Here is a 13566-nt window from a genome sequence, read left to right as displayed (position 1 = left end):
TCATGACCATATCTACCCGCGATACGCCTTGGCGCCAAGGAATGGTTCTCCAGGATGAGGCCGTAGTGGAGTTTGGTCTGGCGGGCGAAGGACCTGCCGAGCGGGTGGTGGTCGTCATTAGCCACGATTGCGACATAGCCAATCTGGAGAAAGAGCCTCAGGTCGAAGTAATCACGGGAAGGCGCATCGCGGTATTGGGCGCAGATGCGAATGCCAAGACACCGCGTCGTCTGCACATTGCGTTCCAGACAGAAAGTGGACCGGTTGCGGTCGAACTTCAGGCGATCGACAAACGGCTAATACCCAATCAGGCGCTAAGGCGGCACCTTCCTCGAGCGGGATGGTGCTTGCTATCTGAAGATTTGGTGATATTGCAGGCTTGGCTTGCGGCCAGATACAGACGTTCCGCGTTTCCCGAGCAGTTTGAAGAGCGCTTGCGAAGTAAGGCTGCAAGAAAGATCGCCAAAGCGCTGGAGCCAGCGGGGCAGCATATTATTGCCGTCTTCTTCGACGTAGATGGCGGCCATGAAGTGGCACGCACGGATGTTGATGACTTGTACAGCTTGCGTGTCACTTTGCTCTACGAGAGTGGCAAGGATGAACCGGCAGCACATGCTGCCGCTGAGTTGGCTTGCGACGCAATCGTCGAGATCTTTGAATCAATCTTTCAGTCGGCAACAGGATGGCACAACATTCAGTTGCTGGACTGCTCGTCAATTTCAGACAACGCCATGACAGTTGCGCAGAGCCGTTTGCTAAAGGAGTGGCGATTGGAGTACCTGAGTTTGGAGGGTGATCCTCAACAAGCCATGCTTGGAACGGTATGAGTTGTTGTGTCGTGCGCCCGCCTGTGTTCGCCAGCGTACGGTGCCGGCGGGCACAGGGGCGTAAGGTGGGACTTCACTTTCTCAGGAGTCCGCCATGACCAAGCACAGCAACGATGAACGCATGAAACAGCAGCGCGAAGCGCAACAGGCGCAGCAGGACGCGAACAGGAATCAGCAGCGCGCCGAGGAAAGCGAAGTGGCCGGCCGCCACAAGAATGACGGCCAGAAAGACCACAAGGGCGCCGACAAGGGCCCGCGCGGCCAGTAGGCGGCCAGTAAGCGGGAAATAAGCGGCCAATGACGTTCAGGGCGCGGTCGCGCGCTCCAGGTCGGCCAGCCACAGCATTGCGTGCTCGCGGCTGGCGCCGCACATGTCGGCGGCCGGTTGCAGGCCGCCGCAGAAGGCGGGCCGCTCGGGCCGGCCGAAGACCAGGCAGCGCATGTCGTCGGCCAGCTGCACGCAGCGGACGCCCGCCGGCTTGCCATTGGGCATGCCGGGGATGGGCGAGGTGATCGAGGGCGCGGTGCAGCACGCGCCGCATCCGGGGCGGCACTGCAGCGCGGTTTCTGCTGTTGTCATGGCGATACTGTTGCGCGGCGCCTGGCCGCGCGGCGATTCGGATTCGAGGGCGACAGTATACTCTTTTCGCTGCGTCTTTCCCGCTACGGCCGCAGCGACGGCCAACTGCTCAGCGCAAACGTGGCGCGGGCCGGCTGGCCCGGCTGCAGGCCGGGCACGTCGCCCAGCTCCAGGTACAGCTTGGCCATCTGCATCGGCTTGTCGCCCTGCGAAATGACGATCACCTTGTGCGCCTTCACACGCTGGCTCAGCGCCGCCACGTCCACCTGCACCGGCTCGTCCAGGTTCAGCTCGCGCAGGCGCGAGCGCGGCACCGAGGCCACCACCCGCATATGGGCCGGATCGTAGAGGGTGATGATGTGCCGGCCCGCCGTGGCGATCTCGCCCGGCCGCGCCATCGTCGCCGAGACGACGGCCTCGTACGGCGCCGTGATCTCGCTGGCGCCGACGCGCGCCAGCACCTGGCCCGCATGCACGCGGTCGCCGGCCTTGACCAGCAACTCGCCGATCTCGCCTGTCACGCTGGCGCGCAGCGTGCACTGGCGCAGCGACTCGGCGTAGGCGTCGGTGATGCGGGTTTCGGAAGTCTCCTGCATGGCCTTCTGCACCGGCGCGGTTTTGGCCGCGCTGAGCGAATTGGCGGCCTGCGCTGACGGCAGGGGCGGAAGCAGCGCGGCAATGACGCACAGCGCGAGTTTGGCCAGCGATGTCGAGGCTGGCGCCGGTAAGGCTAGTTGCATGGTGATGCATCCCTAAACGTTGTATTTTTATGAGGCCCGTGGCGTGCGGGGGTGGGGCACGCGCTGGCAAGTTGCCGAGCATATAAAACACTTGTGAAGAAATTATGAGCATTGTGGTCGCAATGTCACTGGCGCATGGCCGGTGTTGTTTCCGTGCGTTACAATTTCCCGCATGAACTGGCCTACGCCGCGCGCCCTGCTGATCTGGTGTTCCCTGCTGCTCTCGCTCTGCCTGCACGCGCCCGTGGCCCGCGCGGCGGGCACCGTGCTGGCCATGCCGGACGGCTTGCCGCTGCAATTAGTGGAAAAACTCGAATATCTGGAGGACGCCTCGGGCGCCCTGACGCTGGAGCAAGTGCGCGCCATGCCGCCGCAGCGCTACACGCCGCTGACGGCGCGCAATTTCAGCAAGGGCTTCACCGCGTCCAGCTACTGGGTGCGCTTTTCGGTGCGCAACACGTCCGCGCTGCCGGTGGACTGGGTGCTGCAGCACCGCCTGCCGTTCACCGACTATGTGCAGGTGTCGGTGCTGACCGGCGGCCAGTTGCGGCTGAGGGAGACCGCCGGCGACCGCACGCTGGAAGCGCAGCGGCAGATGCCGTCCCACCTGCCCAGCTTCAAATTCACGTCGGCCCCCGGCGAGACGGCCGACATCTACGTCCGCCTCGGCAACGAGAACAAGGCCGAGCTGCAGATGGTGTTCCGCCTCGACACGCTGACCGCCTTCATCGCCGCCGCCAGCGCCGACGAGAACCTGCTCGGCATCCTGTACGGCGTGCCGCTGGCGCTGGCCTTCTCCTCCATGGTCGGCGCGGCGGTGGCGCGCGACCGCCGCTTCTCCACCTACGCGCTGTACGCGCTGGCCACGGTCGCCACCTGGATAGGCTTCAACGGGCACTTCGCCCGCTTCCTGCAATTCGACGCGCCGGACCTTTTCAACAGCCTGCTGCACATGCTGCTGCTGGTGCAGACCATCTTCCTCACGCTGTTCGCGCGCGAGTTCCTACAGACGCGCACGCAGATGCCGGGTTTCGACCTGGTCTTCCGCGCGATGATACTGCTGGCCTGCGGCGGCATCCTGCTGCGCCTGAGCGGCGTGTACACGCTGGTGGCGCAGCTGGCGCTGGCTTTGATGGCCCTGAGCTCGGTGACCGCGCTGGCGGCCTGGCAGGCCTGGCGGCGCGGCATGGTGCACGCGCGCTGGTTCTTCTTCGCGCAGCTGACCAGTACCGTGCCGCTGGCGGTCGGCCTGGCGGGCGTGCGCTTCGGCATCTACGCCTACGACGGCTTCGTCAACTTCCAGGGTATCTACTTCGCCGAGTTGCTGCTGCTGGCAGTGGCCCAGCACGACCATGTGCGCCTGATGCAGGACCGCCAGCGCGAACTGGAACAGGCGCACGAGCGCGCGCTGGCCGAGCGCAACGCCTACCTGGAGGCGGAGATGTCGGCGCGCAGCCGGGCACTGGCGGCGATGGAGCGGCGCGCCGCCTTCGTGGCCGAAGTGGGGGCCGTCACCCAGCGCGTGGCCGACGGCGAATTCGCGGCGCGCCTGCCGATGCCCGAGGAGAGGGCGCTGCAGCCGCTGGCGGCCAGCGTCAACGCCATGGCCGAATCGCTGGCGCGGCTGGAGGGCGGGCGGCGCCACTGGATCGCCGAGATCAGCCACGAGCTGCGCACGCCGCTGGCGGGCCTGATCGCGCAGATCGAGGCCATGCTGGACGGCGTCCATCCGCTCGACCTGGCGCGCCTGGAGTCGCTGCACCGCGCCGCCGAACGCCTCACGCGGCTGGTGGACGATCTGCACGAGCTGGCCATGAGCCATCTGCGTCCGCTCGCGTGCCGCTACGCGCCGGTCGATTACCAGCAGCTGCTGGCCGACCTGATGCCGCATTTCATGCCGGAGGCGCGCAAGCGTGGCGTGGAGCTGGAGCTGGCGCTGGAGCCGGGCCTGGTCCCGGGGCTCGGGACCGAGGTGGAGGCAGGGGCGGAGGCGGCGGCCGCGGATTGCGGCCTGCTGCCGCCGCCGGTAAGATGGGACAGCGGCCGCATCAACCAGCTGCTGATCAACCTGATCGGCAACAGCATCGCCTACACCGACGCGCCGGGCCGCATCCTGATACGCGCCGGCGCCGCCCGGGGACAGGTGCGCATCGAGATCGAGGACAGCGCGCCGGGGCTGGAACAGCGCGAACTGGAACAGGTGTTCGAGCCGCTGTTCCGGGCCGAGGCCGCACGCAGCAGGCGCAGCGGCGGCAGTGGCCTGGGACTGAAGATTTGCCGCGCCATCGTGGACGCGCACCATGGCAGCATCGCCGTGTCGGCCTCCCCGCTGGGCGGCGTGCGGGTGTGCGTGGAACTGCCATTTTTACCGGAAAAAGCATGAATGAATACAGTGTCTTGATCGCCGAGGACGACGACCAGATCGCCGGCGTGCTGGCCGACTACCTGGCGCAGGACGGCTTTCGCACCCAGCGCGTGGCCGACGGCGGGGCCGCGCTGCGAGCCATCCTGGCTGGCGCGCCGTCGGTGGTCATCCTGGATGTGATGCTGCCGGTGATGAGCGGCCTGGAAGTGTGCCGCGCGGTGCGCGCCAGCAGCGCGGTGCCCATCCTGATGCTGTCGGCCTGCGGCGACGAGGAGGACCGCCTGGACGGTCTCAATTGCGGCGCCGACGATTACGTCTGCAAGCCCTTCAGTCCGCGCGAAATCGTGGCGCGGGTGCGCGCCATGCTGCGCCGCGCCGACCCCGGCCTGCGCACCGGCGCGCAGCCGCAGGCGGCCGGCTTCGTGCTGGGCGGCCCGGCCGACCGCGTACTGTGGGACGGCCGGCCAGTGCCGTTCACGCGGGTGGAGGAACGCCTGTTCCGCACCATGGCGGCCGCGCCGCGCCGCGTCTTTACGCGCGAAGCGCTGCTCAACGCCATGCACCAGGAATTCCGCGACATCAGCGAACGCGCCATCGACACCCACATCAAGAACCTGCGCCGCAAGGTCAAGCTGCTGGCGCCGGAGCGCGGCTTCATCCACGCCATGTACGGCGTCGGTTACTACTTCGAGGACAAGCCCGAGTAGCTGCCCGGGCGGGACCTGGTGCCGGCTGCGGCGGCGGCCGAGGGAGAACGGGCCCGCGCTGGCGGAGCCAGGCCAACCAGGCCAATCAGCCAAGCAGCTAATCAGCCAATCAGCCAATCAGGCCGGTGTCTTGCTTGCCTCGAACGCGCGCCACAGCCGGCGCAGCGTGCGGCCGGAACCTTGCCTGGTTGAGGCCAGGTAGCCGCGCGTGAAGGCGGCGCTGCCGTCCAGGCGGGCCTCGCCGTGCTGCAGCTTCTTGAGCAGGTTGTCGGCCACGGCGGTGTCGTTCAGCCAGCCCAGTTCATCCTGCAGCCTGGACAAGGCTTTGACGAAAGGCCGCACGCGCTTCTTCGCATACAGCGACTGGAAGAATTCGGCGGCGTAGCGCGTTTTTTTGGCGGCGGTGCGCACGCGGTGGCGCGTCCTGGCGCCGGCGCCTTTCAGCTTGCCGCCGCGCTTGAGCAGGCGCGCGCGGCTTGCCTCCAGCACCCGGTCCGCGAAACCGGCGGCGCCCTTGCCGAGCAAGCGGCGCTGCCGTGCCGTGCAATGCCCGCGCCATTCCGCGTCATGCAGCCAACTGGCCAGGTTGCGCATCATGTCGGCGTAGCGCGCCGAGCTGACCGCGTCAGCGGCGGCCGCGCGCAAATCGTTGGCGCGCGTTTCGGCCGCCAGCCGCACCAGCACCAGTTCCATGTCGTCGGGCAGGTCCTCGGCCACGCGCGGCAGGGTGGACGAGGCCAGCACGTCCCAGTCGCGCGCGGCGCCCAGTTCCTTGCCCAGCCAGTCCAGGTCGCGCCGCAGCGGCTCGGGCAGCTCCAGCAGATGGCCGAACAGGTCCAGGGCGGAGCGCAGGCGGCGCAGGCCCACGCGCATCTGGTGCAGCGCTTCGGGCGCGTTGCCGCGTGCCACCGCGGCGTGGTTGGCCTCGATGTGTTCGCAGCAGCTGGCAGCGATGCGGCGGAAGGACTGCTCCACGCTGAGTTCCTTGTTCAGCGCCAGCGGCGCGGCGCGCACGGCGTCGCTGGCCGGCCCGTTCGGCCGCGCGCTGTGCACTTCGGCGGTGTCCGGCTTGCCGGCCAGTTTCAGTTGGGCGCTCATGGCCGTCCTCCTCGTGATTCCATGGAAGCAATGTAGCAGTTCCAGCCGTGCGCCCGCGCCAGCTTGCATGCTGGAATGCTGATCGGCTATTAAACGGCTTGCTGACGAGACAGGACCGATCGTGTTGGGCAGGGCGTTGAATTTGCGATAATCTTGCACACCATCGTTGTTCCGACCAATGCACACCAACCCGAGGCTAGCCGTGGCCCTTGCGCCCTCCGCCGATCCGCAACAACTGCGCACCTGGCTGGCGGCCGCCGCCGCGCGCGACGCCAAGGCCTTCCGCCTGCTGTACAACGCCACTTCGCCGAAACTGTTCGGCTACGCGCTGCGTATATTGCACAAGCGCGAGCTGGCCGAGGAGGTGCTGCAGGAGAGTTTCATCTCCATTTGGCACAGTGCCCGCAGTTACCAGAGCGAGCTGGCCGCGCCCATGACGTGGATGGCGGCCGTCGTGCGCAACAAGGCGCTCGACGCACTGCGCCGCACGGACGGCAGCCTGGAGATAGACGTGGATACTTTCGACAGCACCATCCTGGACGCCTTGCGGGATCCGGCCGCGACGCCGATCGAGGCGCTGCAGATCAGCGGCGACGCCAAGGCGCTGGCCTATTGCATGGCGATGCTCGAAGGCCTGCACCGGCAGGTGATCGGCATGGCGTTTTATCACGACCTGTCGCACAGCGAGGTGGCGCAGCAACTGGCAATCCCGATCGGCACCGTGAAAACCTGGATACGGCGCAGCCTTGAGCGGCTCAAGACCTGTCTGGCGAAAGGGGAGCGGCCATGAACATCCGTGGCAATGCCGTCCTGCGCGAGAAGCTCGCGGCCGAATTCGTGCTGGGCACCTTGAAGGGCGGTGCAAGGCGCCGCTTCGAAGGCTGGCTGCACGGCGACGCGGCACTGCGCCGCACCGTGGCCGAGTGGGAGGAGCGTCTGCTGCCCTTGTCCGAGTTCGCCGGCGAGCAGGCGCCGCGCGCCGAAGTATGGCGCGGCATCGAGCGTCGCCTGAATCTGGCGCCGCCGGCGCCGGCCTGGCAGTTCTGGCGGCGCGAGTCGCTGGACTTCTGGCGCGCCTTGAGCATGGCGTCGGGCGCGGTGGCGGCGCTGGCCGTGGTGTTCGCGGTATCGCTGACCCGGGCACCGGAAACGCCCGCCATCAACTACGCCGCTACGCTGACGGATGAACAGTCGCAGACCGCCATCCTGCTGACGGGCGACAGCCGCCGCCATACCCTGGATGTGCGCGTGGTAAACAGCGTGGCCGTCGCGGCCGACAAGACGCTGCAGCTGTGGGCGATTCCAAAGCAGGGCAATCCGCGCTCGCTGGGCATCCTGCCGGACAACCGCAGCGCAAGGCTGGCGCTGTCCGAGCGCGCCATCGGCGGCGACGTGCAGCTGCTGGCGATCAGCCTGGAGCCGAAGGGCGGCTCGCCCAACCCCGACGGGCCGACCGGGCCGGTGCTGTACAAGGGGAACTGGGTGAAGCTGCTGTAGCCGCCACGCTGCTGCAGCCGCTTCTAGAAGGCCCGTTCGCCCAGCCACACGCAGGCCGCCGCCGCGATCAGGGCGGAACCGCCCGTGAATACAAGGCGGCGGTAGAACCAGGTGGCGCGCAGCATGAAGGCCAGCGGCAGGAAGGCGGCCACGATGGCCAGCTGGCCCACTTCCACGCCCGCGTTGAAGCCCAGCAGCGCCAGCATCAGCGCGCCTTGCGGCAGGCCGAGGTCGCCCAGCACGCTGGCGAAGCCGAAGCCGTGGATCAGGCCGAATGCGAGAGCGCCCGCCCAGCGCCGGCCGCGCACGACAGGCATGAGGTTGTTCAGGGCGGCGGCGATCACCGAGGCGGCGATGAGCGACTCGACCAGGCGCGACGGCAGCGACACCAGGTTCAGCGCGGCCAGGCTGAGGGTGATCGAGTGCGCCAGTGTGAAGGCGCTGACGGTCTTCAGCACGTCGATGGCGGCGGCCTTGAAGTCCGGCGCCTGGTGCCAGGCGCGGTCGCGCCAGACCAGCACGGCCGGCAGCAGCAGCGACAACAGGAACAGGATGTGGTCGTAGCCTATCCAGATGTGCCAGACACCGTGCTTCAGGTAGGCGGCGAACTGCGCATAGCGGGAAGCGTGCGCCAGCTGCACCGTTTGCTCGGCCTGGCCGGCGCCGAAGATGGCGCTGACGGTCGCCCCGCCGCGCTCCAGGCGCAGCAGGCCCTTGTGCTGCGGGTCGGTGTCGGCGAACAGACGGTAGCCGATGCGCAGCGCAACCGGCGCGGTGGGGCAGAAGGCGCTGAAACGCAGCACGGTGTAAGCACCGTCGGTGTGGCGGTCGATCAGTTGCTCGCCTGCGGAAATTGCACAGGGCGTAGCGGCAGGCAGGGCCGAGGCTGTGGCTCCGGCCACGGCTCCGGCTGAGTTCGCGCTCGCGTCGCCGGCGCTGCTGGCACCCGTCGCCGCCCCCGCCTCCGTGGAGGCCAGTGTCAGGCGGGCCAGCGCGTAGGCGGCAATCTGGTGATGGTGTTCGCGTACTTCGTCCCAGGTCAGCTGGCCGTCGCCGTCGCTGTCCAGGCCAAGCGCGTAGTCCAGGTCGCGCAGTGCGATATCCCACTGGCCCTCGATGCGCTGGCCGTCGGCGCGCAGCGTGAGATAGCTGTCGCTGGGTTTGTGGCCGTGGGCCGGGGCGGTGGCGCCGCACAGCAGCAGACAGGCAATGAGCAGGCGGCGCATCATGGCCGGCCTTTCGCCTGGCTTTGCAGCTGGAGGGCAGGTTTCGCTGGCTGTATGCCGAGCTGCGCGGCCAGCGGCGCGATGGCAATGTCTTCCAGCCCGCTCCGGGCCATCCACGCCAGCGCCGGTGCGGCGGCGCTGCGGTCACCGGCGGCGTGCGCCGCTTCCAGCAAGATGCGCAGGTCGGCGGGCTCCTTCTGCACCGCCCAGTTCTGCTGCGCCAGCGCCAGCGCCGCCCCGACGTCGCCGCGCAGGTGCAGTTCGTAGCGCGCCTGCTCGCGCTGGTGCACGCTGTCGCCGCGCAGCGCGGCGGCAGCGAAGCGGGCATGCAGCTCGTTGATGGCGTCAGCCAGTTCCGTGCTGGCGGCGGCGCCGGCGGCCTGGCGCCGGTCGCGATGCCGGCCTTGCTGGCTCTGCTGGATCTGCTTCAATGCGAGCGCATGGCGCAGCAGCAGGCCGTCGATACGGTGCTGGTCTTTCAGGAGTTCTGTCGCTTCCGCACCGCGCTGGCGGTCGAGCAGGAAGTCGGCGTAGGCGCCCAGCAGGTAGCTGTCGCGCGGGGCCAGCGCGAGCGCGGTTTTGTAGCGCGCCTCGGCCAAGCCGGCGTCGCCACGGCGGGTCGCCATCTCGGCCAGCAGCGTCAAGGCCCAGAGCCGCAACTCCGGCGCGGTGTCCGCGTTGCGCTGCAGGGTGGTGGCGAGCAGCGCGTCGCTCTGGAGCAGACGACCGGTGACGCCGGACACATTGCTCAGGCAGGCGATGCCGGCCAGTTGCTCCGCCAGCGCGGACAGGCGTGCGCAGCTGGCGGTGGCCGCGCCGTAGCGGCCCAGCACCGCCTGCACCGTCGCGCGCGTGAGCCAGGCTTGCGCATTGGCCGGTTCGGCCGCCGTCACGGCGTCCAGATCGGCCATGGCGGGCTGGAAGCGGTGCGTGTTCTGTAACAGGATGGCGCGCAGCAGGCGCACGGCGGCCGGCGGTGCGGGCTGGCGCCACCATGGCGCCAGCGCCGCTTGCGCATAGCCGAAGTAGCGCGGGTCCGACTCGCTGCGGCCGATGGAGATGTAGCGCTGCGCCAGCGTGGCGGCCAGTTGCGCGTCGTCCGGCGCGGCCGCCAACCTGGAGCGCATGCGCCGCAGTTCCTGCTGCAGCGGATCACCGCGGCGCGGCAGCGTTTCGATCACCTCGGTGCCCGAGCGTGGCAAGTGCGGCGCGGCTTGCACGGCCGGCGCGTGCAGCGTGAGGAAGGCCGACAGCGCGACGGCGCTGAAAGGCGGCGCGGCCGCCGCCGCGAACTTGAGCGTGGTCTGGTACATGGTTGCCCCTGGCTTGTCAGCGCGGCGCCGCCGGCAGTGCCGTTGCCGCGCCGCTTGATAACAGCACTGCCGATGACGGCATTGCCGGAGGTAGCGCTGCCGCTTATTGCAGCGCCGCCGGTTCGCTGTCTTCAGGCGCGGTCAGCACCGCGCTATCGGTGGCGGACGGTTCCTGGTCGTCCGGCGCGGCGCCGACCACGGCCAGCACCGCCGAGTAGAAGGTGTCGGCCAGAGTCACCGGCGGCGGGATCACGGGCGGCGCAGCAGTGCCGCCATCGGTGCCGTGGCTGCCGCCGCAGGCGCTGAGCAGCACGGCGGAGGCGATCAGAACGAGTGTTTTCATGGCGTTCCCCTTATTTCTGCGGTGAGCCTGGCAGCGGCGTTTTCAGGTACGGGAAGCTGGTGTTGACGAAACTCTCGTCCAGGTAGGCGCCGTCGGTGAAGCGCAATGCGCCGGCCGGCGCGTCGGCCGGGGTGCAGCCCAGGTTCAGCGTGCACAGCTTGCCCATCACCACGCGCAGCGCGATGTCCACCACGTCGTCGCCGGGGCGGCGGCCGTTGGGGAAGCCGGCGTTGTCGCCGTCGATCACGCCCAGGCGCTTTTGCGCGCCGCTGGCGGTAATGGCGACCGAGGTGTTCAGGCGCAGCATCTCGGCGGGGGTGACCTTGGCCGGCTGGTTCAGGCCTTTCACGCCGGTCAGGAAGGCCGCCACAAGGTCGTTGCGCGGGAAGTTGGTGGGCGCCTTGGCGCCGGCGCTGCCGTACAGGATCTCCACCAGCGCGGGCAGCGTCGGGTTGGTCACGTAGTCGGCGAACTGGCCGTCGCCGGAAGGCTTGCTGTGGTTGAACCTGTCCTTGTCCTTCAGGCCGATCACCAGTTCATTGACCAGCGGCGCGCCCAGGCGCGACACCTGGGTCCAGGCGCCGCCTTCCCTGGACGCGCCTGTGCCGCCGCCGGGCGCCGGATTGAGCAAGCGCCCCTGGCGCATGCTGGCCGTGGTCCAGCCGCCGATGACGGGGTCCGCGCCGGCGCCGTTGGCGGCGGTCAGGCAGTCGGCCGCCACTTCCAGTTCGATGGCGGTGACGTTCTTGTCGTCCAGGTCGTCCCTGGCGTTCTTCTCGGCCCCCGCCAGGAACTCGACGGCCGGCGCCTTGATGTTGATCAGGTCGAAGGTCTCGCCCAGGTTGACCACGAAAGGATCTTTGCGCTGGCCGACGAACATGCGGGCCGGCGTGGCGCAGCCGGGAATGTTGACCGCGTAGACGTGCTTGGCGGCGTAGGCCGCGTAGTCCGGGATGGCCTTGTTGCCGATGTTGTCGATCGGTTTGTCGAAGCTGGCGCCGCCGCCGGCCGCGTTGGTGACGGCGGCCCGCTTGCCGCCGCGCCGGTCGCCGCGCACCACGTTCACGCTATAAGTCTCGCGCACATTGATGCCGGCCGGGTTGACGCCGTTGATGGCGCCGCCGTTGATCACCAGCGGGATCGATACTTTCTTGCCGCCCACGGTGAGTTGGGTGTCCTTGTTGGTGTTGGAAAAGCGGAACTGGAAGGTCAGGTCTTCCCTGGCGTCGCCGTCGTTGTCGATGTGGATCTCGTACAGCGAGTCCGGGTCCATGGTGAAGAAGTTCGGGCCGCCGTAGGCGTCCTGCAGGGGCACGTAGTTGGCGATCAGGGTGACGAATTTCTCACGCCCCGGCTCGTAGCTGCGGAACATGTAGAAGTCGGTTGCGTCCACTTTCGGCTGCCTGGTGATGAAGGGCGCCTCGCGGTGGCTGGACGCCGCCGCTTGTTGCGCCAGGGCCGCTGCGATCAGGCCGACGATCACGGCGGCCCGCAGCGGATAGGTATTGGTAATTGCCATGCTGTTTCTCCTTTGAATAGCTGGTCCGGGGAAGTGCTGCATGGGCATATACGCGGCGCGGCGAGGACCGGATTCAAAAAAGGGCAAAAAAGTACAAAAACACGGCGGCGGCATGGACGCGGCGTTCTGGTCTCTGGACTGTTGTATGCTTGGGCGGGCCCGGCACTGACTCCGTGCCATGAAGCTGCTGAAGAGATGAGGATATCGATATGAAACCTTGTTCGCCTGTAGCCGCACGATGAAACCGCTGCCCGCCTTCGCCGCATGGAAGGATGCCGCCGCGCTGATCGTGCACGGGCCGGACGCTTTGGAAACCCGGCGCGCGGTGCTGGGCGCCAGCCCCATCACGCCTGCCGAACATGTCTTCATCCGCAACAACCTGCCGGTGCCCGACGCGTGCATCGTGGCCAACCGCGACACCTGGTCCCTGCGGGTGGACGGCGTGAGAAATCCGCGCGCGCTGCGTTTGAAGGAGCTCAAGGAATTCGACGCGCAGAGCGTGGCCATGGTGCTGCAGTGTTCAGGAAACGGGCGCGGCATGTTCCCCAGCGAGCCTGCCGGCAGCCCCTGGCTGGTCGGCGCGGCCGCTTGCGTGCAGTGGCGCGGCGTACCGGTGCGCGCGCTGGTGCAGGCGCTGGGCGGCGCGCTCCCGGGCTTGAAATACATGACCGGCACCGGCGGCGAAGCGCTGCCGGACGGCGTCGATCCGCTCACGGTGGTGGTCGAGCGCTCGATGCCGGCCGAGGCCATGGGCGAGGCCTTGCTGGCGTGGGACATGAACGGCGGGCCGATACCGCTGGCCCACGGCGGCCCTTTGCGGCTGATCGTGCCCGGCTACATGGGTGTGAACCACATCAAATACATCAAGCGCCTGGCCTTCACGGCGGAGCAGAGCGGGGCGGAGATCCAGCAGCGCAGCTACCGCATGACGGCGCCGGGCCGGGAGAGCGTCCCCAGCGATCCATCGATGTGGGAGATGGGAGTGAAGTCGTGGATCAGTGGCCCGCTGCCTGAAGGCGGCGCGCTGGCGCCGGGCCGGCACGTGGTCGAGGGCGTGGCCTTCGGCGGCCTGCACCCGGTCAAGCGCGTCGACGTGTCGGCCGACGGCGGCCGGAGCTGGCAAGAAGCGCGCTTCACCGGACCGGAGCCGGGCCGCTACGCGTGGCGCCGGTTCGAGGCGGCGGTGCAGCTTGGGGCGGGCACGCACACGCTGGTGTCGCGCGCCGAGGACAGCACGGGCTGCCGGCAGCCTGAATCCCGGATCGAGAATGTGCACGGCTACGGCAACACCAGTTGGCGCGACCATGCCGTGCAAGTGACGGTGGCCTGATGCGGGCCGCCTGGGCGCGCT

At 68.3% G+C, this 13566-nt stretch carries 14 protein-coding genes; 7 read left to right on the top strand and 7 right to left on the bottom strand.

All coding sequences use genetic code 11. The annotated features are described in order from the left end of the window. The first annotated feature begins 2 nt into the window (after positions 1-2). Both ACSQ8Y_RS21840 and ACSQ8Y_RS21835 read left to right on the top strand, forming a co-directional pair. Positions 3-827, top strand: a complete 825-nt coding sequence (locus ACSQ8Y_RS21840; protein WP_436268522.1) for a hypothetical protein — start codon at positions 3-5, stop codon at positions 825-827. A gap of 94 nt (positions 828-921) precedes the next feature. Next, the gene (locus ACSQ8Y_RS21835; RefSeq protein WP_436268521.1) at positions 922-1095 is read left to right on the top strand and encodes a hypothetical protein; all 174 of its coding nucleotides are present in this window, start codon (positions 922-924) and stop codon (positions 1093-1095) included. 36 nt (positions 1096-1131) lie between these two features. Here ACSQ8Y_RS21835 and ACSQ8Y_RS21830 read toward each other — a convergent pair whose 3' ends face one another. Together ACSQ8Y_RS21830 and ACSQ8Y_RS21825 are read right to left on the bottom strand one after the other, a co-directional pair. Next, the gene (locus tag ACSQ8Y_RS21830) at positions 1132-1407 is read right to left on the bottom strand and encodes a YkgJ family cysteine cluster protein (RefSeq protein WP_436268520.1); all 276 of its coding nucleotides are present in this window, start codon (positions 1405-1407) and stop codon (positions 1132-1134) included. Positions 1408-1490: 83 nt separating this feature from the next. Further along, the gene (locus ACSQ8Y_RS21825; RefSeq protein WP_436268519.1) at positions 1491-2147 is read right to left on the bottom strand and encodes an HlyD family efflux transporter periplasmic adaptor subunit; all 657 of its coding nucleotides are present in this window, start codon (positions 2145-2147) and stop codon (positions 1491-1493) included. A 172-nt stretch (positions 2148-2319) separates the two neighbouring features. On the opposite strand from ACSQ8Y_RS21825, the gene ACSQ8Y_RS21820 reads away from it, so the two are divergent. Together ACSQ8Y_RS21820 and ACSQ8Y_RS21815 are read left to right on the top strand one after the other, a co-directional pair. Further along, positions 2320-4530 carry a 7TM-DISM domain-containing protein gene (locus ACSQ8Y_RS21820; RefSeq protein WP_436268518.1) on the top strand — a complete coding sequence of 737 codons (2211 nt, stop codon included), beginning with the start codon at positions 2320-2322 and terminating at the stop codon, positions 4528-4530. Next, positions 4527-5219, top strand: coding sequence for a response regulator (locus tag ACSQ8Y_RS21815; protein ID WP_436268517.1), 693 nt, complete (start codon positions 4527-4529; stop codon positions 5217-5219). Before ACSQ8Y_RS21820 ends, ACSQ8Y_RS21815 begins: the two co-directional genes overlap by 4 nt. Positions 5220-5336: 117 nt before the next feature. Here ACSQ8Y_RS21815 and ACSQ8Y_RS21810 read toward each other — a convergent pair whose 3' ends face one another. Continuing rightward, positions 5337-6317: a CHAD domain-containing protein gene (locus tag ACSQ8Y_RS21810; RefSeq protein WP_436268516.1), complete on the bottom strand. Its 981-nt coding sequence runs from the start codon at positions 6315-6317 to the stop codon at positions 5337-5339. 202 nt (positions 6318-6519) lie between these two features. Here ACSQ8Y_RS21810 and ACSQ8Y_RS21805 point away from each other — a divergent pair, with 202 nt between their 5' ends. After that, complete coding sequence (locus tag ACSQ8Y_RS21805) at positions 6520-7107, top strand: sigma-70 family RNA polymerase sigma factor (RefSeq protein ID WP_436268515.1); 588 nt, start codon at positions 6520-6522, stop codon at positions 7105-7107. Then, complete coding sequence (locus tag ACSQ8Y_RS21800) at positions 7104-7814, top strand: anti-sigma factor (protein WP_436268514.1); 711 nt, start codon at positions 7104-7106, stop codon at positions 7812-7814. Before ACSQ8Y_RS21805 ends, ACSQ8Y_RS21800 begins: the two co-directional genes overlap by 4 nt. 23 nt (positions 7815-7837) lie before the next feature. On the opposite strand, the gene ACSQ8Y_RS21795 is transcribed toward ACSQ8Y_RS21800, so the two are convergent. The 4 genes from ACSQ8Y_RS21795 to ACSQ8Y_RS21780 form a co-directional block, all read right to left on the bottom strand. Beyond that, positions 7838-9043, bottom strand: a complete 1206-nt coding sequence (locus ACSQ8Y_RS21795) for a HupE/UreJ family protein (protein WP_436268513.1) — start codon at positions 9041-9043, stop codon at positions 7838-7840. Continuing rightward, positions 9040-10353, bottom strand: coding sequence for a hypothetical protein (locus ACSQ8Y_RS21790; RefSeq protein WP_436268512.1), 1314 nt, complete (start codon positions 10351-10353; stop codon positions 9040-9042). The genes ACSQ8Y_RS21795 and ACSQ8Y_RS21790 overlap by 4 nt, the downstream gene beginning before the upstream one ends. A gap of 103 nt (positions 10354-10456) precedes the next feature. Continuing rightward, positions 10457-10696, bottom strand: a complete 240-nt coding sequence (locus ACSQ8Y_RS21785; protein ID WP_436268511.1) for a hypothetical protein — start codon at positions 10694-10696, stop codon at positions 10457-10459. A gap of 10 nt (positions 10697-10706) precedes the next feature. After that, on the bottom strand, positions 10707-12215 hold the full coding sequence (locus ACSQ8Y_RS21780; protein ID WP_436268510.1) for a DUF4331 domain-containing protein: 1509 nt from the start codon (positions 12213-12215) through the stop codon (positions 10707-10709). A gap of 238 nt (positions 12216-12453) precedes the next feature. On the opposite strand from ACSQ8Y_RS21780, the gene ACSQ8Y_RS21775 reads away from it, so the two are divergent. Then, entirely contained in the window at positions 12454-13545 is a 1092-nt protein-coding gene (locus ACSQ8Y_RS21775) for a sulfite oxidase (RefSeq protein WP_436268509.1), read from the top strand. The last annotated feature ends 21 nt before the right edge of the window (positions 13546-13566 follow it).

It is taken from the genome of Pseudoduganella sp. LjRoot289, assembly GCF_964252925.1.
Lineage (GTDB): Bacteria > Pseudomonadota > Gammaproteobacteria > Burkholderiales > Burkholderiaceae_D > Rugamonas.
The sequence above is the reverse complement of the archived record's forward strand: the minus strand, read 5'-3'. Positions and strand labels throughout refer to the sequence as shown.

Bases quoted from the DNA above. Each gene is read 5' to 3' on its own strand.
- ACSQ8Y_RS21840 (WP_436268522.1), top strand. From the start codon at position 3: ATGACCATATCTACCCGCGATACGCCTTGGCGCCAAGGAATGGTTCTC.
- ACSQ8Y_RS21835 (WP_436268521.1), top strand. From the start codon at position 922: ATGACCAAGCACAGCAACGATGAACGCATGAAACAGCAGCGCGAAGCG.
- ACSQ8Y_RS21830 (WP_436268520.1), bottom strand. From the start codon at position 1,407: ATGACAACAGCAGAAACCGCGCTGCAGTGCCGCCCCGGATGCGGCGCG.
- ACSQ8Y_RS21825 (WP_436268519.1), bottom strand. From the start codon at position 2,147: ATGCAACTAGCCTTACCGGCGCCAGCCTCGACATCGCTGGCCAAACTC.
- ACSQ8Y_RS21820 (WP_436268518.1), top strand. From the start codon at position 2,320: ATGAACTGGCCTACGCCGCGCGCCCTGCTGATCTGGTGTTCCCTGCTG.
- ACSQ8Y_RS21815 (WP_436268517.1), top strand. From the start codon at position 4,527: ATGAATGAATACAGTGTCTTGATCGCCGAGGACGACGACCAGATCGCC.
- ACSQ8Y_RS21810 (WP_436268516.1), bottom strand. From the start codon at position 6,317: ATGAGCGCCCAACTGAAACTGGCCGGCAAGCCGGACACCGCCGAAGTG.
- ACSQ8Y_RS21800 (WP_436268514.1), top strand. From the start codon at position 7,104: ATGAACATCCGTGGCAATGCCGTCCTGCGCGAGAAGCTCGCGGCCGAA.
- ACSQ8Y_RS21795 (WP_436268513.1), bottom strand. From the start codon at position 9,043: ATGATGCGCCGCCTGCTCATTGCCTGTCTGCTGCTGTGCGGCGCCACC.
- ACSQ8Y_RS21790 (WP_436268512.1), bottom strand. From the start codon at position 10,353: ATGTACCAGACCACGCTCAAGTTCGCGGCGGCGGCCGCGCCGCCTTTC.
- ACSQ8Y_RS21785 (WP_436268511.1), bottom strand. From the start codon at position 10,696: ATGAAAACACTCGTTCTGATCGCCTCCGCCGTGCTGCTCAGCGCCTGC.
- ACSQ8Y_RS21780 (WP_436268510.1), bottom strand. From the start codon at position 12,215: ATGGCAATTACCAATACCTATCCGCTGCGGGCCGCCGTGATCGTCGGC.
- ACSQ8Y_RS21775 (WP_436268509.1), top strand. From the start codon at position 12,454: ATGAAACCGCTGCCCGCCTTCGCCGCATGGAAGGATGCCGCCGCGCTG.